The organism is Paenibacillus sp. PvP094 (genome assembly GCF_040546835.1).
Lineage (GTDB): Bacteria > Bacillota > Bacilli > Paenibacillales > Paenibacillaceae > Paenibacillus > Paenibacillus illinoisensis.
On sequence record NZ_JBEPOM010000001.1, the window covers coordinates 4198955 to 4221211 of the forward strand.

Below are 22257 nucleotides of genomic sequence, written 5' to 3' on the forward strand. Positions count from 1 at the left end.
AGGATTCGTTTTGCAATCCTTATATATAATGAAGGGCGGCTTTGCCATGCAGCAAATCATGCCACTATGTCATGATCCAATCATTGAGATTGAGAAGTTATCTTTCTCTTACGGTGACCAGCGAGTGATCGAAAATCTTGATTTTATGGTCAAGGAACGGGACTTTGTCGGTATTATAGGTTCAAACGGAGCGGGAAAAACGACACTGCTGCGCATGTTGGTGGGACTGTTGACTCCAGCGCAGGGGGATATCAAATTGTTCGGACAGTCGATTCGCAGATTCAAGGATTGGGAACGGATCGGCTATGTCCCGCAAAAAAATGCATTTAATCCATTGTTCCCTGCAACCGTGCGGGAAGTGGTCATGTCTGGCTTGTACAACAATAAGAATATGTTCCGCAGGATGACTCGCAAATCGCAGCAGCAGTGCACGGATGCACTGGAGGTTATGCGTATCGAGGATCTGGCAAACAAACGGATTGGACAATTGTCCGGAGGACAGCAGCAGCGTGTGTTTCTGGCACGTGCGCTTATCAATCACCCGGATTTGTTGATTTTGGACGAACCTACAGTGGGGATTGATGCCGAGTCTCAAGCAAGTTTCTTTGAGCTCATAACCCATATGCATGAACACCACCGGATGACGTTCCTGATGGTTTCACATGATATGGACCGGATGGAGAACTATCTTGGTTCAGAAGCGGCTGCAACTAACGGGAAAATCAACTTTCATGTTCGTCATTCGCATGAGGTGGAGGATTGTGCCGAGACCAATTTGCAGCATACTACTGCCCTGGTACGATAATGATATTGTACAACTAGATTAGACAAGGCTGAAGGAGTCGTGTGTTTTGGAGATTTTAATGAGTGATTTTTTTCAGCGTGCACTGGCAGGAGGATTGCTGATCGGTATTACAGCTCCACTGATTGGACTGTTTCTGGTGCTGCGGCGTTTGTCCATGATCGGGGACACCCTATCTCACGTAACGATTGCGGGGGTTGCCCTCGGTTTTTTGATTGAGGTTTATCCGATTGCAGTGGGACTTGTCTTTGCTGTGCTCGCATCCTTTGCCATAGAGAAGCTGCGCAAGGCATATAAGACTTATGCCGAGTTATCCATTGCTATTATTATGTCAGGTGGCGTGGCGCTTGCTTCGTTGTTCTTTACACTGGGCAAAGGGTACAATACGGATGTAATGAGTTACTTGTTCGGCAGCATTTATACACTGGACTCTACTGACTTGAAGTTGGTTGGAGTGGTAACGCTGATTGTAGTCATCGTTGTTGCGCTGCTACATAAGGAGTTTTTCCTGCTCAGTTTTGAGGAAGACGCTGCGGCAGTTACAGGACTGCCTGTAAAATTGCTTAACATGCTGATTACGGTGATGACGGCTCTGGTGATTAGTACTGCGATTAAGATTGTGGGGGCACTGCTGGTGTCAGCACTATTGACCATTCCTGTTGCGGTAAGTTTGCTTATGGCTCGCAGTTTCAAGTCGGCCATTATTCTCTCGGTTGTTATCGGGGAGATTGCAGTAGTCATTGGTCTGGTGGTAGCAGGAATTTGGAATTTGGCTCCAGGAGCAACGATTGTATTATTGCTTATCATGATGCTGATTCTTACGATGATTGGAAAAAAAGGGTTCCGAGCCTGAAGAAATACGCGTGCAAGTGAGCCCCAGGGAAGGGAGACCACCGCTTCATGCCTGATGTTAATGTGTGGCTGGCTTTTATCGCAGGATTGGCTTCATTTATATCACCGTGTTGTCTTCCACTATACCCTTCGTATTTATCCTACATTACGGGAATGACAGTACAAAGGTTAAAAGACGATCGCAATCAGCGTGAAGTACGGCTTAAAACGTTAACGCACACGCTGGCGTTTATTTTGGGATTCTCGGCTGTTTTTTACTCGCTTGGACTTGGAGCAGGATTGTTTGGGCGATTTTTCAATGATAACCGTGATTTGATCCGTCAGTTATCTGCCATTTTAATTATGCTCATGGGTTTATTCCTGCTAGGGGTATTCAAACCGCAGTTTCTGATGAAAGAGCGCAAGATGGATTTAAAATGGAAGCCAGCAGGTTACCTGGGCTCTTTTATTTTCGGGATTGGTTTCTCAGCAGGCTGGTCGCCGTGTATCGGACCTATCCTGACAGCGATCATTGCGATGGCTGCGAGTGAACCGACAACCTGGCTGGCCTTGATCACCGGCTATACGGCGGGATTCGCTTTACCTTTCTTCATCCTTGCCTTTTTCATCGGTTCGACACGCTGGATCTTGCGATATTCCAATGTGATGATGAAAGCGGGTGGAGCGCTGATGCTGTTTTTGGGTGTGCTGCTATTCACGGATCAAATGACCAAAATCACCATATGGCTGCAGCAGATTACACCCGATTGGATGATTATTTGAGCAAAGTATCAGTTAAGGCCATTTATCTATTTAATGTATGAAAATAAGCAAAGCAGGCTACATGAAGGCCAGAGCACATTCTGTCCCATGTAACCTGCTTTTTTGATCGCCACTACCGTGGATATGATGTCAGTACTTAGGTGAAGTAATCAATGTTCGCTAACGGGAAGTGTTCAAAAATTTGCTCTGTGATGAACTCACGTAGTGCGTCCTGTTGGTCATCCTTGTACACATATTTATACTGCCCCCAACGGCCCCATTTCATTTTTCTTTTCTCGATGTCCATTTCGAGCTTGGTTTTGGGGTAGCGTTTCTCAATGGTGGCTTTTGCCGTTTTGGTAAATCGATGCTGAATCATTTCAAACGTTAGATCCTTCGTGGCATCTTCCGGAAGCGTGTCGGCAAGCTTCTGTAAAAGCTCAGCGTATCCTTCCTGCCATCCGTCATACCACATGATGGGGGCGATGATAAATCCTAACGGGTACCCCGCATGCGCGATTTTGCCTGCGGCTTCAATACGTTCTTCAAACCTTGAGGTAGCAGGCTCGAAGTTCTTGATGACATAATCCGAATTAACACTGAACCGGATACGGGTATGACCGTTATGTTTGATGTTCAACAATGGATCCACGTGATGATATTTCGTCACAAACCGCAAACGTCCGTATTCCTCATCCGCCATAAAACGGATCAAATCACTCAAATTTTCGGTAATATGCTCGAGTCCTACCGGATCGGAAGTACAGGCTGCTTCAAATCGGGTGATTTCAGGTGCTCGCTCATCGATATAGCCTTTGGCCGCCTGAATGATCTCATCGGTATTTACATACACCCTGACGTAAGGCTTGGCTCCAAGCGTGGTTTGAAGATAACAATAATGACAATGGCCCATGCATCCCGTTGAGATAGGGATCGCATATTCAGCGGAAGGTTTGGACTGATCAAATTTGAGTGTTTTGCGCACACCTACGACCAGGGTCCGCTTCGCCATCCGGTATTTTTCCTGCTCTGTTTCACCAGGCAGATTGGTGATCCGGTTATGGGAGGTCGTCATCTGATATGGAATTTCTTTGGAAGTGACCCATTCCATAATCCGTTTGCCCTTCTCATATTCCAGCGCACCGGGTTCAAAATAGACCAAATCGGGAATAAAGGGTTTAGTACCTTTTGCTTTGCGAACCGGGGGCTGCGCTACACTTGTACTCACGGAATCACTCCTTTCAATAGGAACTCGCTTAGTTTGCCCACATGGGCAGGAGTCACCCTTGCCAATACTTGCGTACCGGATCAGAAGCGCCCATGTGTTACAAACGACATAGCGATTGATTCGTACAAGACTTGCCAATGCGTATTGATAACATGTATCATTATAAGATAGGGATCAGGCAAGAATATTGCCGGTCAGAGAGAAGAGAGGGAAGCAGATGCCAACGCCCAGTATGGAAGATTATTTGGAGCGTATATACAAACTGATTGATGAAAAGGGCTATGCTCGTGTGTCAGATATAGCTGAAGGATTGGAAGTGCATCCTTCATCGGTGACCAAGATGATCCAAAAGCTGGACAAAGACGAGTACCTGATTTACGAAAAGTACCGCGGGTTGGTACTTACTCCAAAAGGGAAAAAGATGGGGAAACGTTTAATGGAACGCCATCATCTGCTTGAACAATTTTTGACGACGATCGGTGTTCAGGAAGAGAATATCTACAAGGATGTGGAAGGAATCGAGCATCATCTAAGTTGGGACTCCATTACCTGCATCGAGTCTCTGGTAGAATATTTCCGTCAGGACGAGAGCCGATTGCGTGATCTGCAAAATATTCAGGAACTCATGAGCAATACCGAATCCTGAGGCAGCACAGGACCATTCACAGAGGTCCTTAAGAGCTTAAACTTTTAAAAACAGAGGGTGTATCTTTGTCGTTGTAAATGGCGGAGAGATACCCTCTGTTTTTTTGTTGCCCATAATTTGGTGAATTATCGCAACTAACCAATCCTTTGGAGCGTCTATTAAACTAGCAGAATTTGCCGAGAATTTTAATGATGATGGAGGATTGTACTGATGAAGTTTCGTAATGGTTTGATCCTGCTGCTCATTTTCGTGCTGGGTTTACAGACAGCTGGGTTGAGTGCGCAGGCTGCTTCACAAAAAGAGATTGATATTTATCTGGATGGTCAACGTTTGGAATCCGATGTATCGCCCTACATTTTGCCCAAAGTGAATGTGACGATGGTGCCGCTGCGTGTAATTAGTGAAGGATTGGGAGCGTCCGTCCTTTGGTCACAGGCTTCGAGGACCGTAACGATCAAGAAATCCGAATCGGTCATTACCATGACCAGTGGACGCCAGCAAGCGACGGTAGATGGTATCGCAGTCGATTTGGATGCATCGGTTGAACTGAAGAAGGGCCGTGTTTTGGTTCCGATTCGATTCGTTAGTGAAAACCTTGGAATTACAGTGAATTGGAATCAGGCAGAACAGACAATTCGTTTGACGACAGGAGACGCTCCTACGCCAGACCCGGCTACCCCGGCAAATCCAGGAGGAACAGGCAGTACGCCAAGCACGGATGATATGCGAGGTGCATGGATCTCAACAGTGAACGGTGATTGGCCTTCCTCCAGTGCCAAAGGCAATGTGGAAAAGCAAAAGCTGGAGTATACTCAACAGCTGGATACGCTCAAAGACATGGGAATCAATGCCGTATTTGTTCAGGTTCGGGCCAATGCAGACGCCATCTATCCTTCAGGTCTTGTACCATGGAATAGTGTGCTAACAGGGACTCAGGGCAAGGATCCAGGATACGACCCGCTTGCCTTCATGATTGAGGAGGCTCATAAACGGGGACTGGAGTTCCATGCCTGGTTTAACCCGTTCCGAGCAACCAACTCGGCGAGCACAACCGGACTTGCTGCCAATCATGTTTCCAAACTGCATCCGGACTGGATCGTGAATGCATCTGGTAATCTTTACATTAATCCAGGAATTCCGGAAGCCAGACAGCATATCATCGACACTATTATGGAAGTGGTAAACCAATATGATATTGATGGTGTTCACCTGGACGATTACTTTTATCCTTCTAACGTAACGTTTAACGATGACGCTGCCTTTAAGGCCTATAACACATTGAATACCAAAGACCGTGCCGAGTGGAGACGGGATAATATCAATCAGTTTGTTAAACAGCTGGGTGAGAGCATCCACCAGGTAAAAGCTGGTGTAGAGTATGGAATCAGCCCTTTTGGTGTATGGCGCAATAAGGCTGTCGATATCACAGGTTCCGATACCAAAGCGGGAGTAACTGCCTATGACAGTATGAATGCGGACGTACGTACATGGATCAAACAGGAGTGGATTGACTATGTCGCACCGCAAGTATACTGGAGCATGACGTTAAGTGCAGCACGCTATGACAAAGTGGTGGATTGGTGGGCAAACGAAGTCGCTAATACCGACGTTAAACTGTATATTGGGCACTCGCCTTATAAGCTGGGTACGCCTGAGGTTGGCTGGCAGACTTCCCAGGAAATTATTGATCAGCTCGTGTACAATGAGAAATACGATACGATCAAAGGCGATATTTACTTTAGCTCGCAGTATTTGACGAAGAATCCGCTGGGCTTGATTGCGAAATTAAAAGCATATTATGGACTTTAGTTCATTTTAGCGTAATATGACCAACCCTCGTTCTCATAGAGTGGCAGTAGGAATGGACTGCCTGGAGAACGGGGGTTTTTAATATGTTAATCAATGGGGTGTTTGAAGGCGGAGGCGTAAAGGGAATTTCGCTTGCAGGTGCCGTGCAGAGTGCACAAGACTATGGTGTCCAGTTCAATCGTGTTGCAGGGACGTCCTCCGGATCGATTGTAGCTTCATTGATTGCCGCAGGATATCGAGCGGAAGAGATGAAATCCATCATAGAGAATACGCCTTTTGTCTCATTGCTGCGGCGTTCACCTATATTTGATATACGCTGGATTGGACCAGCGGCAAGGCTGTTTTTGAAAAAGGGTTTATATTCAGGTGAAGCACTTGAATCATGGATTGGGAACATGCTCAAGCAAAAAGGAATTCGAACATTCGCAGACCTGCCACCAGGTAAGCTTCTGATTACCGCATCAGATATCTCGAACGGGACTATACTTGTACTTCCAGATGATATACGGCGTTTCGGTATTGATCCTAATAAGTTCGAAGTAGCCAAGGCTGTAAGAATGAGCTGCAGTATTCCATATTTTTTCGATCCGGTGGGTATACGCAGGTCACCTGTGATGTCCAAAGGCATGCGTTTTCCCGATCAGTTCGTGTATGTCGTGGACGGAGGATTGCTTAGTAATTTTCCGTTATGGTTGTTTGACGGGGAACGTACAGCGCGCGATGGAGACATCATTCCCACGATCGGTTTCAAGTTGGTTGGCAAGACGGAGGGGGAGCCTAGCAGAATCAAAGGTCCTTTAAGCATGCTTCAGGCATTGGTTGAGACGATGCTCACAGCGCATGATGAGCGATATATTGAGCAGATTAACCGTTTCCGAACGATTAAAATACCAACCCTGGGCGTTAAGCCGACACAGTTTAATCTGTCCGTACAGGAAAGTACTGCATTGTATTTATCGGGTGTTGCAGCAGGTACGGAGTTTTTCAGTCGGTGGAACACAAAGTTCTATGATGAGCAGTTGGATAAACAAAAAAGAGAAGAGCGAAAAAAAACTCAAACGCCGCCTTTAACGCCTGTATAACCAAATAAAAGCACTGCTTCCTGTTACGAAGCAGTGCTTTTTACTTTGCATATAAAAACTAGTGAAACTTGGGAATATCGTCATCGCTTTTTCCTTTATTTCCTTGAATGACATGAAAGGGATAATCTTTCCGTTTTTTGGAGGAACCGCTGCTTTTTCTTGCTCCGGACCCGGATTGAGCCTTCATCTTAGCCATGGTGCGTGCCGAAGGTTTGATCTTGGGCTTGGTTTTACGTGCCCAACGCGCCGGTGGGAACTTATAAAGCAGGAATATAGCCCCAAGAACGACAACAGGAATAATCAACCCGAGAATACCTCTGTCTCCCAGTGTGCTTATTATTCCAAATGCAGCAAGAGCAATGGCTGCCCAAAAAACGATAGTCATGACCGCCTGCTTATTCATATCAATCACCCTTTCACAGGATCGAGTGTTGCAACAGGTACTTCGGACGTAGCTGATACATTGGCAAGCTGCGCATCCAGTTCACGCATGCGGTTAAATGAAGCGATGGACACTTCCACCTGTTCGTTGGTTGGCTCCTTGGTAGTGAGCAATTGCAGCCAAAGTCCAGGGTATCCGAGATAACGCAGTACGGGAATGTCACGCACCGAGTTGGTCAGCTTCAATAGTTCGAATGAAATCCCGAGGACAACAGGCAGTAACAGCAAGCGCTGTCCCATCCGTTCCCAGAGGTTGTCGTAGGTGAAAAGGGAATACAGGAAAACTCCGATAATCACCGTCAGCATGATAAAGCTGCTTCCGCAGCGGTAGTGCAGTCGACTGTATTTCTGAACATTCTCAGGTGTAAGTTCCTCACCGGCTTCATGAGCACTAATGACCTTATGCTCCGCTCCGTGGTATTGGAATAGTCGTTTAATCATTGGCGTCTGTGAGATCAACCACAGGTAAGCAAGAAGCAGAATCAGCTTAATGCCGCCTTCCAGTAAATTATGCAAAAACTGATTGTCGAATGCATTTTTAAACAAAAAATTCTCAATGACGACAGGAAGCAGCGTGAGCACAATTTTACCAAAAAGGAAGGATAGAATGGCTACCGCGGTAACACCAATAATCATGCTAAGGCTCCAGCCGGAACCTTCTTTTTCTTTTTGTTTCGCCTTCTCTTCAGGTTCGAGTTCATCATCAGCATAAGCGTCAGCAGAATAATTAAGATGTTTGCTTCCTTTGACACTTGAATCTATAATGCTGACAATCCCGCGCAGTAACGGAATCCGCCGCAATTTCATGACCCAGGTCTTGTCTTGCTTGGGAACTTCCAGATACGTAATTTCGCCGTCTTTTCTTCGAACAGCTGTAACGTTGACATGTTTACCGCCAAACATTACGCCTTCAATGACAGCTTGCCCCCCGTAGCTGACAGGCTTGGATTGTTGAGGCAAATTATTCACCTTCCTATTCTGTTCTATACCCTCAGGTTCAAAGGTAGTTTGATATCCTTATTGTATCGAATTTTGAGACCGATTTCTAGTTTCAGGGACAAACCTGGAGATGTTGTTGTTAAGTTTGTCCTGTTCTGAACATACTACCCGGTAGAGAATGATCGAAATCTGGTTGTATTTAGACACAGATGACTGAGGCAAAGGAGAATATAGATGGCAGAATATACGGATAGACACGCTTCTCATGTGGATACAAAGCATGGGGATGCGGAAATTCAGGCGAATCAGGGCAGACGCTCCAAGCAGCGCCAGGGGCAGCATTATTATACCAAACCGTTTTCTTTTGCAGTGGAGCTTGGTTTCTTTGCAGGCTTTATTTGGGGAGGGATACATTGGCTAAACTACCTGCTTCACTTCAGTATCGTCCCGTTAGGCTTTTTGGCGGAGCCCTTTTTCAAACATGAGTACATCTATACCGCTGCAGGGCATCTGACAGGCTGGCTGTTTTTCATTGTGTTCTCCATTGTGGCTGCACTAATTTACACATATACACTGAGAAAATGGAAAGGCCCCTTGCCCGGTATTGGTTACGGGATCGTTTGGTGGCTTATCATCTTTGTACTGGTTGGCCCCAAACTGGACATGGTGAAGCCGATAAACCGTCTGACTTGGGATTCCATTATCACTGAGTTTTGCTTCTTTTTGCTGTGGGGGCTGTTCATCGGCTATACCGTAGCCATGGAGTACACGGACGAACGGAAACGCGAGCCCGAGAAAGCGGGAGCATAGCCGCAAAAAAGCTTCTCAATCCGGCAATGGCTGTGTTAAAATAGCAGATGGTTATTTGCAGAAAGGATGGAGCAGCTATGAAACGGATTGTTGTGATCAATGGCCCGAACCTGAACATGCTCGGTATACGTGAACCTGGCATCTATGGAACGCTTAGTCTGAAGGATATTGAAGACAAGATTCGCAGACAGGCTGAGGAGCTTGGCGTCTCCATCGCTTTTTATCAATCCAACCACGAAGGAGACATCATTGATCGTATTCATGCTGCGATGGACGATGCAGACGGAATCATGCTGAATGCCGGAGCGTTCACACATTACAGTTATGCTATACGTGATGCGATTAATGCAGTCAAAGTGCCTACCGTGGAAGTACATCTATCCAACATTCATGCACGCGAAGCTTTCAGACATCATTCAGTGATTGCTGCAGAAACAATCGGGCAGATTGCCGGATTTGGCGAAGTAAGCTATGAACTGGGGCTGCTGGCTCTCGTGCGTCATCTGGACAAACAAACCTGAGCCGGGGACCCGGGAATGTGAGAGAAAGAAGGGTTACCGATGGAAAACAAACGAGTAAATAAGTTGCGTGAGGCCATGCGTGAGCGCGAACTCACCGCAATGCTGATTACGAACCCGATCAACCGTCGTTACATGACGGGCTTTACAGGGTCAGCGGGATATGTGCTGATTACGGAACAGGAAGCCTATCTGCTGACTGATTTTCGTTATATGACACAGGCACCGCAGCAAGCAAAAGGATTTACCGTTGTGGAGCATGGACCAAAACCGATGGAATCGGTGCGGGAACTGCTGGCATCAGCAAACATCAAAGAGGTTGGCTTCGAGCAGGATACGGTCACATTTGGCACGCACTCCGCTTATGCTGAAGCACTTCAATCCATTGAATTGAAAGCTGTATCCGGCATCGTGGAACAACTTCGCATCTTCAAGGATGAGGATGAAATCGCTGTAATGCAAAAAGCTGCTGATCTGGCCGATGCTACGTTTAGCCACGTTTTGCAGTTTGCCAAACCGGGCATGACTGAGCGTGAAGTGGATTTGGAAATGGAGTTTTTCATGCGCAAGCATGGAGCGACATCCTCTTCCTTCGACACCATTGTAGCTTCGGGTGAACGTTCCGCAATGCCGCATGGCGTAGCGAGCAGCAAGGTCATCGGACAAAATGAGCTAATTACATTTGACTTTGGTGCATTGCTTGACGGATACTGTTCAGATCTGACACGCACGATTGCAACGGGTACACCTGTACCAGAGCTGCGTAAAATTTATGATATTGTACTGGAAGCCCAGTTACATACGCTTGAAAACCTGAAACCGGGCATGACCGGACGGGAAGCAGATGCGCTGGCACGTGATATCATTGCAGGATACGGATATGGAGATCAATTCGGACACAGCACAGGCCACGGCTTGGGTATGGAAGTTCACGAAGCTCCGCGCCTGTCCAAACTAAGTGACGATGTGTTGAAACCGGGCATGGTTGTAACCGTTGAACCGGGAATCTACATTGATGGACTTGGCGGCGTGCGTATTGAGGATGACGTGGTTATCACGGAAACAGGCATTCATATCTTAACGAAGTCGGACAAGAAGTTCACCGTTATCGGCTAACATTCTAGCCACTAGCGATATAATACGATTTTTATTTTTTAGGTACAGGTTATTGCTGATTGTTCTGGATCATTGCAAAAGTAGTGAAGGGGCGGAATCGATTCTGAAGAAGCGAAGCGTTCGCGTTTGTCTCCTCATTTTCGACCTTAGCTAAGTCTAATTAAGAAAATGAGGAGACAACAGCGATCAGAGGAACGATCCGAACCCGTAACGGCCACTCTAGCACATGGTCAGCAATTCAGAGATGAACCGACCTATAAATTAACCATCGTCTTATATCGCCTACTTTTCAACCATATCAGGAGGGATTTTTCGTGATTTCAGTAAACGATTTTAAAACAGGCTTGACCGTACAAGTGGATGGAGATATCTTCACTGTACTTGACTTCCAACACGTTAAACCAGGTAAAGGCGCTGCCTTCGTACGTTCCAAATTGAAAAACCTGCGTAACGGTAACACCGTTGAGCGTACATTCCGTGCAGGTGAAACGATTGGCCGTGCGATCATCGAAAACCGTGGCGTATCTTACCTGTATGCAAGTGGCACAGAGCACACGTTCATGGACAACGAAACATACGATCAGTTCACATTGACAAGCGACCAACTGGAATGGGAATTGAACTTCCTGAAAGAAAACATGAACGTAAAAATCGTTAGCTACCAAGGTGAGATCCTTGGTATTGACCTGCCGACAAGCGTAGAGTTGAAAGTTATCGAGACTGAGCCAAGCGTAAAAGGTAACACTGCTCAAGGTGCTACCAAAAACGCTAAAGTGGAAACTGGCCTGAACGTACAAGTGCCATTGTTCATCAACGAAGGCGATGTGCTGTTGATCGATACACGTGAAGGTAAATACTCTTCCCGCGCGTAACTTTCACAGGGTGTAAGCAAAATACACAATGATTTCAACCCTTTGCCAATGATTTGGCAGAGGGTTTTTTCGAAAAAAGATTAGCCTATCAGTCACTTTCGTAATATACTGGGTTAAAGTCATTTTTCGGAGAGAATAATGGCGATGGACATAATTATGCATACTGCACAAGGTAGGGAGTGGATTTGCGTTGTCATTGTACGTCATGAAGTTTGGGGGCAGCTCGGTCGGAGATACGGAACGCATGAAGCGTGTAGCCGGACGTGTTGTAGAGAAAGCTGATGAAGGACATCAGTGTGTGGTTGTGGTTTCGGCTATGGGAGACACGACAGATGATCTGATTGATCAGGCGAAGCTGCTGAACAGTGATTTGCCTGCGCGGGAAATGGATATGCTGCTGACCACAGGAGAGCAGATCTCGATTTCGCTATTATCCATGGCCATTCAGGCACTGGGACGTAAGGCAATTTCGTTTACCGGATGGCAAGCAGGCTTCCGTACTGAACCGGTACATGGAAAAGCAAGAATTAATAATATCCATCCGGAACGTGTGAATGAAGCGCTTGCGGACGGCAATATTGTAATCGTTGCAGGATTCCAGGGCATGACCGAAGATGGAGAAATTACAACACTTGGTCGCGGTGGATCGGATACAACGGCAGTAGCGCTGGCAGCAGCCATCAAGGCGGATGCGTGTGAGATCTATACGGATGTAGACGGAATCTATTCGACAGATCCCCGGATTGTCAAAGTCGCACGCAAGCTTAAGGAAATTTCGTATGACGAAATGTTGGAACTTGCAAACCTAGGGGCCGCAGTGCTGCACCCGCGTGCGGTTGAATACGCGAAGCATTCCGGTGTGCCTTTGATTGTAAGATCCAGCTTTAACCATAATGAAGGAACGGTTGTGAAGGAGGAAGCAGCAATGGAACAAGGCGTCGTGGTAAGCGGAATTGCCTATGACAAAAATGTGGCTCGTATCAGTATTTTGGGAGTTCCCGACGTACCGGGAGTTCTTGCCGAGGTGTTTGGTGCACTTGCATCTGAACAGATTGATGTCGATATTATCGTACAAAGTGGTGTGATGGACGGTAAAGCAGACTTCTCATTCTCGGTGGCACTGTCTGATCGCGAGAACGCGCTGCGTGTCCTAGAGGGCCTTCACAGCCGTTTGCCATACCGTGAAGTCACATCGGAAGATAATTTGGTTAAAGTATCAATCGTGGGTGCTGGCATGGTCAGCCATCCAGGAGTTGCAGCTAAAATGTTCCAAGTGATCTCTTCTCAAGGTGTGAGCATCAAAATGGTCAGCACATCCGAAATTAAGGTATCTTGCGTCATCGATGGTGACAAACTTCATGATGTGATCAAAGCACTGCACACAGCGTATGATCTCGACACGGCAGAACAGGCTGTCGTTGGCGGTCCACAAGTTCGCAGATAATTTGATGCCTATGTATAAATGAACAAAAGGTGTTCTGTATCGCCATCCAGGCGACAGAACACCTTTTTTATGCTTCACAGTAATTTGGATATTCTTTCTCCCTCCAAGCCCCGAAACAATTCCATACGATGATCTTCTCTCATCTCTGGTACACAGTCGAGCACGTTTAACTGGGAGCAGTAGGTGACGTCATGCATTCTGCCCAATTTGTCAAGCCGCCTTGCACCTGTAGATACACGGACAAGATCCGGTAAAGTGTCCTCGCACTGGGTAACCGCCTGATGCAGTACCTTGCCAAGATCGTTCAGCCTGATAGGGTAATGGGACTGACGGTACAGCTCTTCAATAATGCATCCTGCACACAATCCATCTTCCAGTGCGAATTCATCCTGATCTCCTGCACATAACAACAGAACGTCTCTTCGGAGCAGGCAGAGAGCAGCTGCAACAGCCTGCACGTTCAGAAATGAACCCGCCAGCACATGTCTTGCCCTGGAAGCTTTGATCAGCGCACGTGTCCCGTCGGTAGTGGTCAGGATCACGGTTTTACCCGCGATCTCCTGCGTCATATATTCATAGGGGGAATTGCCCACCTCGAATCCAGCGATTTTTTTGTTGAAACGCTCCCCTCCGCGAATCGAATCTTTAACAGTCATCTGTTTGGCTTGAGGAACGGTCTCCACCGCGATGACACCCGCAGCATCATAGGCCAAGGCTGTAACGATTGTACTTGTTGTACGCAGCACGTCGATTACAACGGCACTTCGCCCTGCGATATCGATTCTTCGAACTTCGTTCACATTGCCTACCACGTCGACTTGCACTCCCCACAACTCCTCTCTTCAATTGGGGATAGATGGTACTGTCTTCCCTCCGGAATGGATTTCACCTGTCTGCAAGCACTATATGCATGATGATATAGACGGGTGCCTAGAAGAAGCTGGATCTATGATATTTGACTCTCATGCCTGTTCTGAAAGAAATGCTAGATTTCAGCGTCATAAATTGAATGTACAGGCATAGACTTGAGATAGGAACAAGCACCTGATACGCGGTAAATACGATTTTAGGTTGGAGGGTCCTATTCATGAAGGTGAACTGGAAGGATCTCTTTCCGGAACCGATTCGAACCATTCTGGGAAGGATGCCGCCCGCTATATTGGAACAAGTGGAGGAAGTACGTATCCGCGAAGGAAGGCCGCTCGAGATCAATGCTGGGAACGCCTATCACTTCCTTACCGCACAAGGCAGCACGACAGCGAAGCCTGAAGAAGCTTATATTCCTCAAAAAGAGGTAACACACCGGCTTCTGGATCTGATCAGCAATCATTCGCTCTATACGCTGGAAGAAGAGCTGCGCAAAGGATTCATCACCATTCCGGGAGGCCACCGAATTGGATTGGCCGGCAGAACGGTGCTAAGCGGCGGCCGAGTGGAATATTTGCGTGATATTAATGGTTTCAACGTCAGGGTAGCTCGGGAAGTACATGGGGTAGCTGATCGAATCCTGCCCCACCTGTTGGATCTAAAGAGCGGACAGGTATTCCACACGTTGATACTCTCACCGCCTCAGCAAGGGAAAACGACGTTGCTGCGAGATTTGGCCAGACAAATCAGTAGTGGAACCAAGCTAACAGGTGTCAGTGAGCTGATTCAGGGGCTAAGGCCACGTCTTAAGGTTGGCATTGTGGATGAGCGATCCGAGATCGCCGGAAGTTATAAAGGTGTACCCGGGTTTGACATCGGTCCCCGAACCGATGTCATGGATGGTTGTCCCAAGGCGGAAGGCATGATGATGATGCTTCGTTCCATGTCGCCAGACGTGCTTATCGTGGACGAGATCGGCCGTCCGGAAGATGCAGAAGCTGTGATGGAGGCACTGCATTCCGGTGTTTCGGTTATTGCAACTGCCCACGGCCGGGATCTGTCCGAGCTGTCTTCCAGGCCTGCATTGCGCACCTTAATCGCAGCACAGATGTTTCAGCGTTATGTTCAGCTGCAGCGGACGAGCCGAGGCATGAGCTTCAAGGTGGCCGATGGCAAAATGCGAGGTCTTCAGCAGACCGAGGCAGGAGGTGAAGCCTTTGGTTAACATGCTGGGTGCTGTAATGATTCTGCTTGCCAGCACACTCGCGGGTTTCTACCGTGCCAAACAGTATGCGCTCAGACCTAGACAGCTGCGAGAATTAATTGCTGCCCTGCAGCGGTTGATGACGGAGATCAACTACGGACTGACCCCGCTTCCCGATGCGATGGGGAAAATGGGAGTTCAAACCAGAGAGCCTGTCAAAACCCTGTTTCTTCATGCAGCCAAGCAAATGGAGCCTCCGCTGGGTCACACGGCACGAGAGAGTCTGCAGTCCGGAATTGAACAAGCATGGGGAAAATCAGCGATGAAAGCAGATGAGAGGGAAGTCATGCTGCAATTAAGCTACAGCCTTGGCACCAGCGACCGTCAGGATCAGACCAAACACATTTCGCTAGCCATTCAACAACTTATGCATGAGGAATCCCGTGCTCAAGCCGATCAAATGAAATACGAACGGATGAGCCGCAGTCTCGGGATGCTTGTCGGAGCGTTAATCGTCATTCTGATCTTTTGAAATTGCCGCGATAGTGAGGTGCCAAGGTCATGAATCTAGAAGTGAACGCAATTTTCCAAATTGCGGGCATCGGAATCATCATTGCGATGATTCATACGGTGCTGAAACAAATGGGAAAGGAAGATATGGCGCACTGGGTGACCGTGATCGGTTTTGTCGTTGTATTGTTCATGGTTGTTCGCATGCTGGACAGCCTGCTGCAAGAGATCAAATCGATCTTTCTGTTTCAATGAAAACGGTCATGAAGCCGGGATGGTGGTGACCTGTGGAAATTATCCAAGTCGTGGGTCTAGCCCTGATTGCAACAGTTCTTATTCTCATCGTTAAGGAACAGAAGCCGATGTTTGCCTTTCTGATTGCGGCTGCGACAGGCATTGTGATTTTCATGCTGCTCATTGGCAAGATTGGCGCTGTGATTGAGGTGCTGAAGCGGTTGGCCGAAAATTCAGGCATGGAAAATATCTATCTGAAAACGGTGTTGAAAATTATTGGTATAGCATACATTGCCGAATTCGGTGCTCAGATTGTAAGAGATGCCGGGCAGGAGAGCATCGCTTCCAAGATTGAACTTGCCGGTAAGGTATTGATCCTCGTACTCGCTATTCCGATCATCAGCATTATTATTGAAACCGTCATGAAGCTGATGCCGGTCTAGAAGGAGGCGTGCATACAGCAAATGAACATGATGCAAGACAAGCAGCGATGGCGTCTTACAATTGTGCTGGTGCTGTGTTTTCTGTTTGCCATAATGGGACAGGTTGCAGCAGGCTCAAGCTCACCCTCGGATGAATGGATGCAGCAGCAGGCCGATCAGCTTCCCAAGGATCAAGTGGAGAAATATTGGGATCAGCTCATGCAGCAATATGGTGGCTTTTTTCCGGATGGGAAGACCCCTTCTTTCATGGATATGCTTATCCCGGGGAATGAGGGATTCAGTCTAAAATCAGTGTTTGTGGCCATTGGCACTTTCATGCTGCATGAGATTTTATATAACGGCAAACTGCTCGTCACCATCGTGATGCTGAGTGTGCTGAGCATGATTTTGGAAACACTGCAGACCGCATTTGAGAAAAACAACATAAGTAAAATCGCCTACTCCCTTTGTTACATGGTCATCATCGTCATTGCGATTAACAGCTTCAGCGTAGCCATTGGATATGCCAAGGAAGCCATTGAAGGTATGGTCAACTTTATGATGGCTATGGTGCCTTTACTATTCACGCTCCTGGCTTCCATGGGAAACATCATTACCGTTTCTGTTACGCATCCGCTGATCATTTTCATGATCCATCTGGTCAGCACGCTGATTCACATCGTTGTATTTCCGCTATTATTTTTCTCGGCTGTACTGCACCTTGTCAGTTCAATATCAGACAAATATAAGCTGACTCAACTGGCAGATCTGCTTCGCAACATTAGCGTTGCATTACTCGGCATTCTGCTGACGATGTTTCTCGGAGTTATCTCAGTACAGGGGGCTTCAAGCTCCGTTGCAGATGGCGTAAGCCTCAAAGCCGCCAAGTATATCGCAGGCAATTTTGTCCCCATTGTGGGAAGAACATTTGCAGATGCAACAGACACGGTTATCACGGCTTCCATGCTGGTCAAAAACGCCATTGGCCTAACGGGTGTCATTATCATTCTGTTTTTATGTGCGTTTCCTGCGCTGAAAATATTGACACTTGCCCTTATCTACAACATTACGGGAGCAATCATGCAGCCGTTAGGAGATACGCCGATCGTTGGTTGCCTGCAAGCCATAGGGAAATCAATGATATATGTCTTCGCAGCTCTGGCTGCCGTGGGATTGATGTTTTTTCTGGCAATTACGATACTGCTTACTGCGGGCAACCTGACAATCATGATGAGATGAGCAGGTGATCTCGGGAAAGGAGCTGGAAGGATGGGGTGGCTGAGCACTTGGCTCCGGGAATTGATCATGATCGTACTGCTGGCAACATTCGTGGATATGCTGTTACCCAACCGCTCCATGGAGCGTTACGTCAAGCTTGTGCTGAGCCTCCTTATCCTCCTAACACTCCTGTCTCCTATTACCAAGCTGCTGCGGAGTGATCCGGTTGGTGAACTGAAGCGGGCCATGACAGCCATGGAATCACCATCGGATGGGAATGTCACACTGGAACAGATCTTGGCTCAAGGCAGGCAGCTGCAATCGAATGAGCAGGAACAATCCCTGCAGTGGACGGCACGGGAACTCGCGAGTGTGATGAAAGGGCAGATCGAGGAAACGACGGGAGAACGGGTTCAATCCGTTGAAGTCCAGTTGGTCATGTCCAAACGCCAGGCCGATACAGAGGCTTCTTCCGCAGGGGATCTGCCCGTGATTAAAAGTGTCATCGTGCAAATGTCCCCTCCTGGGAGCGGAAAGCGAAATGATGCTGAACAGCAAGGTACAGCGGTAAACTCCAGCCCGGTGTTTGAATCTGAACAAGCTGGGGATTCTTCTGAAGCAGCTTCATCTCCAAAGCCAATCGAGATTGGACAGGTACAGGTGCCTGAAGTACAGATTGAGGTGGGCAAAGAGAATGTTAACCAACATGCAGTTAATGAAGGTTCTCTGGACCAAGATGAAACGAATGGGACCGTATCCGAACCTGTGAGTGGAGCTTCTGGAGGCAATGATCAAAAAGAACAAGGGTCGTCCCGCTCCGAGCAAGCTGTGCAAATTATTACACTTCTCACCGAAAAGTGGGATATTGATGCCACCAACGTACAGGTGAAGGAACAGAAAAGCGCTCAGGCGTTGTAAAAAAAGGAGGGTATCCGATGAAGCGATGGCTTAAAAAGATTGAAGGCCTGCTCGGTGGAGGCGAAGGCGGAGCCAGGCGAAGCCAGACGTTCCGCTGGCTCATCATTCTGGGCCTGATCGGAGTAGGAATTATGCTGTTTAACTCCTTCGTCAATGTGAAAAAGATTGATTCCGAGAACATCGGACGAGAACCCCCGGATCCGGTAGCATCAATGGCGTCTTTACCAACTGATCCGGCAGATCAAAATCCGTTTCAGGCCATAGAATTCGCATTTGAAGACAAGATCAAGGGTGTACTTGAAAACATCGTTGGTGTAGGAACGGTGGATGTCATGGTCACTGTCGACTCAACCGAGGAATTGGTCGTACAACGAAACGTAAAAGATTCGCAGCAGCTGACCGAGGAGACGGATGCAAACGGAGGCAAGAGGCACATGACCCAATATACCCGCGATGGCGAGATCATTACTTATGAAATTTCAGGGGATCAGACACCGATTGTTACGAAAAAGCTCAAACCACAGATCAGGGGGGTGCTCGTCGTTGCCAAAGGCGCCGAAAACAAAGTCGTGAAGGATTTGATAACCGATGCCGTGGAAAAAGGACTGAATGTCGCTGCATACCGAATATCGGTCGTGCCGCGTAAGCAGGACTAGTCAAGCGCAATCCAAGTGGAATGGCCCAGTTATTATGCGAATCAAGCTAATTTGAGGAGGAAGTTCTAATGAATAACAAACGCCAAACGGTATGGCTCGTTTCTATGCTGAGTCTGATGGTCATTTTGTCCGCATATTATCTGTTCACAGAGGACTCTGGTCCAGTTAATGCCCCAGTGGCGGAAAGCCAGCAAGTCGATGGTATCAATCAGGGGGAAGTCAAAGAGACAGCCGGCATTCTTGATCCTACAGAAGGTTTGGTTGTCAATGAAGTTGTGAACGAAGGTGAAGTAACCGGTTCTGATCCTGCTGGCCAGCCAGCTTCCGAGGAAACGGAGAATCCTGCGGCTGCAGAAGGACAGCAGGCTGCTGAAACAGAGCAAACTCCAGCAGCAGAGTCAGGTGAGAACAAGGCTGAATCGAATGAAGAAGCAGATAAAGGAACAACCGCTACACCTGATGCCAGCAGTCAAACTGAGGGAAATGCAACCAAAACGGATGAAGAAGTACTGAAGGAGATGGAAGAACAAAATACGGCGGCATCCGCAAGCAGTCAGTTCCAAAATTATCAATGGCAGCGTGAAGAGAGCAACAATCGCAAGTATGAGGAACTTATGACCATTGCCGGCGATCTGAGCAAAACGCCAGAGGAAAATGCGAAAGCAACGGAAGAGCTCCGTGCATTGGAGGAAAAAGAAGCCAAAATTAACGGCATTGAAGAAACGCTGTCCCAACAGTTCGCCAATGCGATCGTACAAGAAGATGCTGACAAGTATAAAGTAGTCGTGCTTAGTGATAAACTGGACGTTAAGCAAGCCGTTTCTATCGTGGACTTAGTCATGAAAGAGCTCGCCGTTACACAAAACAGAATCAGCGTGCAATACGTGACAGAACAGTAATCTGATCCATGGAGAAGTGCCCCGGGAGCTTGTTCAAGTCTCGGGCTCTTTCCATTTTTAACGATTATGATATAATACATAAAGCCATATGACCGTCCTAGTGAGACTGGCATGATGCCGAAGGAGTGAATAATGGAAATGTTTAAATTGAGTGAGATCAAAGAACTGATCAAACTGGTAGATGAAAGTTCCGTTCAGGAGTTGGAAATTGAAAATGAAGGATCACGTCTGTCGATCCGCAAACCGGGCAAAACCGAATACGTTCAGGCAGCTGCGGTTCAACCGCAAGTCATTGCTGCTCCGCAGGCACAACAACCTGCTGCAGTCGTAACAGAAGCTGCTCCGCAAGTGGATACTACAAGCCATTTACATAAAATTGTATCCCCGATGGTGGGTACTTTTTACAGAGCTTCCTCACCGGAAGCGGGTCCTTTTGTAAGCGTTGGTGATAAGGTTGTTGATAAAACAACGGTATGTATCATTGAAGCGATGAAGCTGATGAACGAGCTTGATGCCGACATCAAGGGAGAAATCGTTGAAGTGCTGGTTGAGAACGGACAGCTGGTCGAGTATGGACAGCCCCTGTTCCTGGTTAAACCGGAATAACGGTAAATCGCCGGGGAGCGGCAACCGCTTTAGCTTCGAAGGAGGACAATAACGAAATGAAATTTCAAAAAATACTGATTGCGAACCGTGGAGAGATCGCGGTACGCATTATTCGTGCCTGTCGTGAGCTCGGTATTTCGACAGTTGCGGTTTATTCGGAAGCGGACAAGGATTCTCTGCATGTACGTCTTGCAGACGAAGCCTATTGTATTGGGCCTACGTTGTCCAAAGACAGCTATCTCAATTTCACCAACTTGATGAGTGTGGCGACATTGACGGAATGTGACGCAATACACCCTGGTTATGGATTCCTTGCGGAGAACGCCGATTTTGCGGAAATTTGTGATTCCTGCAACATCACCTTTATCGGTCCTTCCCCTGAAGCCATAACCAAGATGGGTGACAAAGCTGTCGCCAAGCAAACGATGAAGGACGCGGGCGTTCCTGTTATTCCGGGATCCGACGGTCTTGTCGAAAGCATGGAAGAAGCGATCATGCTTGGCCGGGATATTGGCTACCCTGTTATTATCAAAGCTACTGCAGGTGGCGGAGGTAAGGGGATTCGTATCGCGGAAGATGAAGAAGCCCTGATCAAACAGATTACGGCTGCTCAGCAGGAAGCGCAAAAGGCTTTTGGCAACGGCGGGGTGTACCTGGAGAAATTCCTAACAGGCATGAAACACGTCGAGATTCAGATCATTGCCGACAAGCATGGGAACGCAGTACACCTTGGCGAGCGTGATTGTTCTGTTCAACGCCGTCGTCAGAAGCTGGTCGAAGAAGCACCTTGTCCAGTGCTGAATGAGGAAGTACGTACACGGATGGGCGAGGCTGCGGTTCGTGCAGCACTGGCTGTGGATTATTCCGGTGCAGGAACACTTGAGTTTTTGCTCAGCCCTAACGGAGAATTCTATTTCATGGAAATGAATACGCGTATTCAAGTGGAACATCCTGTTACCGAAATGGTGACAGGCGTGGATCTGATACGCGAAATGATCTCGGTAGCTGAAGGCAACCCGCTGTCATTCCGTCAGGAAGATGTTGTCATCAACGGATGGTCGATCGAATGCCGTATCAATGCTGAAGATCCGGATCGCAATTTTATGCCTTCACCAGGTAAAATTGGTTTTTATCTTGCACCAGGTGGTCCAGGTGTCCGCGTGGATAGCGCAGCTTATCCGGGCTATACGATTTCTCCGTTTTACGACTCCATGATCGCTAAATTGATTGTGTGGGGTGCGAACAGGGAAGAGGCGATTGCCAAAATGAAACGTGCACTCGCTGAGTTTGCGATTGAAGGCATCTCTACCACGATTCCTTTCCATCAGAAATTGCTGGAACATCCAACGTTCATTCGGGGCGATTTTGATATTAAATTCCTCGAGGAAAACGAGATTTAACAAGCATATTGGGCTTGTTTGTC

25 protein-coding genes are annotated in these 22257 nt (G+C 47.6%); 21 read left to right on the plus strand and 4 right to left on the minus strand.

Features of this window, described 5'->3' with window-relative positions; all coding sequences use genetic code 11:
- Nucleotides 1-46: 46 nt before the first annotated feature.
- The 3 genes from ABIC22_RS19265 to ABIC22_RS19275 are packed head-to-tail and all read left to right on the plus strand — an operon-like array spanning nucleotide 47 to nucleotide 2416.
- Nucleotides 47-805: a metal ABC transporter ATP-binding protein gene (locus ABIC22_RS19265; protein WP_354483168.1), complete on the plus strand. Its 759-nt coding sequence runs from the start codon at nucleotides 47-49 to the stop codon at nucleotides 803-805.
- A gap of 46 nt (nucleotides 806-851) precedes the next feature.
- Entirely contained in the window at nucleotides 852-1655 is an 804-nt protein-coding gene (locus ABIC22_RS19270) for a metal ABC transporter permease (protein WP_095290395.1), read from the plus strand.
- A gap of 47 nt (nucleotides 1656-1702) precedes the next feature.
- Nucleotides 1703-2416, plus strand: a complete 714-nt coding sequence (locus tag ABIC22_RS19275) for a cytochrome c biogenesis CcdA family protein (protein WP_127537922.1) — start codon at nucleotides 1703-1705, stop codon at nucleotides 2414-2416.
- Between the two features lie 136 nt (nucleotides 2417-2552).
- Here the strand turns inward: ABIC22_RS19275 and splB are convergent, their stop codons facing one another.
- On the minus strand, nucleotides 2553-3623 hold the full coding sequence (splB, locus tag ABIC22_RS19280; RefSeq protein WP_127537923.1) for a spore photoproduct lyase: 1071 nt from the start codon (nucleotides 3621-3623) through the stop codon (nucleotides 2553-2555).
- A 217-nt stretch (nucleotides 3624-3840) separates the two neighbouring features.
- On the opposite strand from splB, the gene mntR reads away from it, so the two are divergent.
- From mntR to ABIC22_RS19295, 3 genes are all read left to right on the plus strand, one after another.
- On the plus strand, nucleotides 3841-4269 hold the full coding sequence (gene mntR / locus ABIC22_RS19285; protein ID WP_095290400.1) for a transcriptional regulator MntR: 429 nt from the start codon (nucleotides 3841-3843) through the stop codon (nucleotides 4267-4269).
- Nucleotides 4270-4479: 210 nt separating this feature from the next.
- Entirely contained in the window at nucleotides 4480-6078 is a 1599-nt protein-coding gene (locus tag ABIC22_RS19290; RefSeq protein WP_354483173.1) for a family 10 glycosylhydrolase, read from the plus strand.
- Nucleotides 6079-6161: 83 nt separating this feature from the next.
- Nucleotides 6162-7160, plus strand: a complete 999-nt coding sequence (locus ABIC22_RS19295) for a patatin-like phospholipase family protein (protein WP_354483176.1) — start codon at nucleotides 6162-6164, stop codon at nucleotides 7158-7160.
- Between the two features lie 58 nt (nucleotides 7161-7218).
- Here ABIC22_RS19295 and ABIC22_RS19300 read toward each other — a convergent pair whose 3' ends face one another.
- Both ABIC22_RS19300 and ABIC22_RS19305 read right to left on the minus strand, forming a co-directional pair.
- Nucleotides 7219-7563 (minus strand): hypothetical protein, encoded by a 345-nt coding sequence (locus ABIC22_RS19300; RefSeq protein ID WP_354483179.1) that lies wholly within the window; start codon nucleotides 7561-7563, stop codon nucleotides 7219-7221.
- 5 nt (nucleotides 7564-7568) lie between these two features.
- A complete protein-coding gene (locus tag ABIC22_RS19305) occupies nucleotides 7569-8561 on the minus strand; it encodes a DUF1385 domain-containing protein (protein WP_336780685.1) in 993 nt (330 codons plus the stop codon).
- A gap of 213 nt (nucleotides 8562-8774) precedes the next feature.
- Here ABIC22_RS19305 and ABIC22_RS19310 point away from each other — a divergent pair, with 213 nt between their 5' ends.
- The 5 genes from ABIC22_RS19310 to ABIC22_RS19330 all read left to right on the plus strand — a co-directional run bounded on the left by ABIC22_RS19310 (nucleotide 8775) and on the right by ABIC22_RS19330 (nucleotide 13300).
- The gene (locus ABIC22_RS19310) at nucleotides 8775-9350 is read left to right on the plus strand and encodes a YqhR family membrane protein (protein WP_127537927.1); all 576 of its coding nucleotides are present in this window, start codon (nucleotides 8775-8777) and stop codon (nucleotides 9348-9350) included.
- 77 nt (nucleotides 9351-9427) lie between these two features.
- A complete protein-coding gene (gene aroQ, locus ABIC22_RS19315; protein ID WP_095290410.1) occupies nucleotides 9428-9871 on the plus strand; it encodes a type II 3-dehydroquinate dehydratase in 444 nt (147 codons plus the stop codon).
- Nucleotides 9872-9910: 39 nt separating this feature from the next.
- Nucleotides 9911-10984, plus strand: a complete 1074-nt coding sequence (locus ABIC22_RS19320; RefSeq protein ID WP_127537928.1) for a M24 family metallopeptidase — start codon at nucleotides 9911-9913, stop codon at nucleotides 10982-10984.
- 314 nt (nucleotides 10985-11298) lie between these two features.
- Complete coding sequence (gene efp, locus ABIC22_RS19325) at nucleotides 11299-11856, plus strand: elongation factor P (protein WP_095290413.1); 558 nt, start codon at nucleotides 11299-11301, stop codon at nucleotides 11854-11856.
- Nucleotides 11857-12046: 190 nt separating this feature from the next.
- Complete coding sequence (locus tag ABIC22_RS19330) at nucleotides 12047-13300, plus strand: aspartate kinase (RefSeq protein WP_354483185.1); 1254 nt, start codon at nucleotides 12047-12049, stop codon at nucleotides 13298-13300.
- Nucleotides 13301-13374: 74 nt separating this feature from the next.
- Here ABIC22_RS19330 and ABIC22_RS19335 read toward each other — a convergent pair whose 3' ends face one another.
- Entirely contained in the window at nucleotides 13375-14124 is a 750-nt protein-coding gene (locus tag ABIC22_RS19335; protein ID WP_354483188.1) for a 2-phosphosulfolactate phosphatase, read from the minus strand.
- Nucleotides 14125-14387: 263 nt separating this feature from the next.
- On the opposite strand from ABIC22_RS19335, the gene spoIIIAA reads away from it, so the two are divergent.
- The 10 genes from spoIIIAA to accC all read left to right on the plus strand — a co-directional run bounded on the left by spoIIIAA (nucleotide 14388) and on the right by accC (nucleotide 22234).
- Nucleotides 14388-15392 carry a stage III sporulation protein AA gene (spoIIIAA, locus tag ABIC22_RS19340; protein ID WP_127537930.1) on the plus strand — a complete coding sequence of 335 codons (1005 nt, stop codon included), beginning with the start codon at nucleotides 14388-14390 and terminating at the stop codon, nucleotides 15390-15392.
- On the plus strand, nucleotides 15385-15903 hold the full coding sequence (spoIIIAB, locus tag ABIC22_RS19345; protein ID WP_095359284.1) for a stage III sporulation protein SpoIIIAB: 519 nt from the start codon (nucleotides 15385-15387) through the stop codon (nucleotides 15901-15903). The genes spoIIIAA and spoIIIAB overlap by 8 nt, the downstream gene beginning before the upstream one ends.
- A gap of 29 nt (nucleotides 15904-15932) precedes the next feature.
- The gene (gene spoIIIAC / locus ABIC22_RS19350; protein ID WP_017687585.1) at nucleotides 15933-16136 is read left to right on the plus strand and encodes a stage III sporulation protein AC; all 204 of its coding nucleotides are present in this window, start codon (nucleotides 15933-15935) and stop codon (nucleotides 16134-16136) included.
- A gap of 32 nt (nucleotides 16137-16168) precedes the next feature.
- Entirely contained in the window at nucleotides 16169-16558 is a 390-nt protein-coding gene (gene spoIIIAD, locus ABIC22_RS19355) for a stage III sporulation protein AD (protein ID WP_095359283.1), read from the plus strand.
- A gap of 93 nt (nucleotides 16559-16651) precedes the next feature.
- Complete coding sequence (spoIIIAE, locus tag ABIC22_RS19360; protein ID WP_430199099.1) at nucleotides 16652-17776, plus strand: stage III sporulation protein AE; 1125 nt, start codon at nucleotides 16652-16654, stop codon at nucleotides 17774-17776.
- Nucleotides 17777-17806: 30 nt separating this feature from the next.
- Entirely contained in the window at nucleotides 17807-18673 is an 867-nt protein-coding gene (gene spoIIIAF, locus ABIC22_RS19365) for a stage III sporulation protein AF (protein ID WP_354483192.1), read from the plus strand.
- Nucleotides 18674-18690: 17 nt separating this feature from the next.
- Nucleotides 18691-19329, plus strand: a complete 639-nt coding sequence (gene spoIIIAG, locus ABIC22_RS19370; RefSeq protein WP_354483195.1) for a stage III sporulation protein AG — start codon at nucleotides 18691-18693, stop codon at nucleotides 19327-19329.
- 68 nt (nucleotides 19330-19397) lie between these two features.
- Entirely contained in the window at nucleotides 19398-20228 is an 831-nt protein-coding gene (locus ABIC22_RS19375; RefSeq protein WP_127537932.1) for a SpoIIIAH-like family protein, read from the plus strand.
- Nucleotides 20229-20366: 138 nt separating this feature from the next.
- Nucleotides 20367-20834: an acetyl-CoA carboxylase biotin carboxyl carrier protein gene (accB, locus tag ABIC22_RS19380; protein ID WP_095359390.1), complete on the plus strand. Its 468-nt coding sequence runs from the start codon at nucleotides 20367-20369 to the stop codon at nucleotides 20832-20834.
- Between the two features lie 56 nt (nucleotides 20835-20890).
- On the plus strand, nucleotides 20891-22234 hold the full coding sequence (gene accC / locus ABIC22_RS19385) for an acetyl-CoA carboxylase biotin carboxylase subunit (RefSeq protein WP_095359280.1): 1344 nt from the start codon (nucleotides 20891-20893) through the stop codon (nucleotides 22232-22234).
- Nucleotides 22235-22257 lie beyond the last annotated feature (23 nt).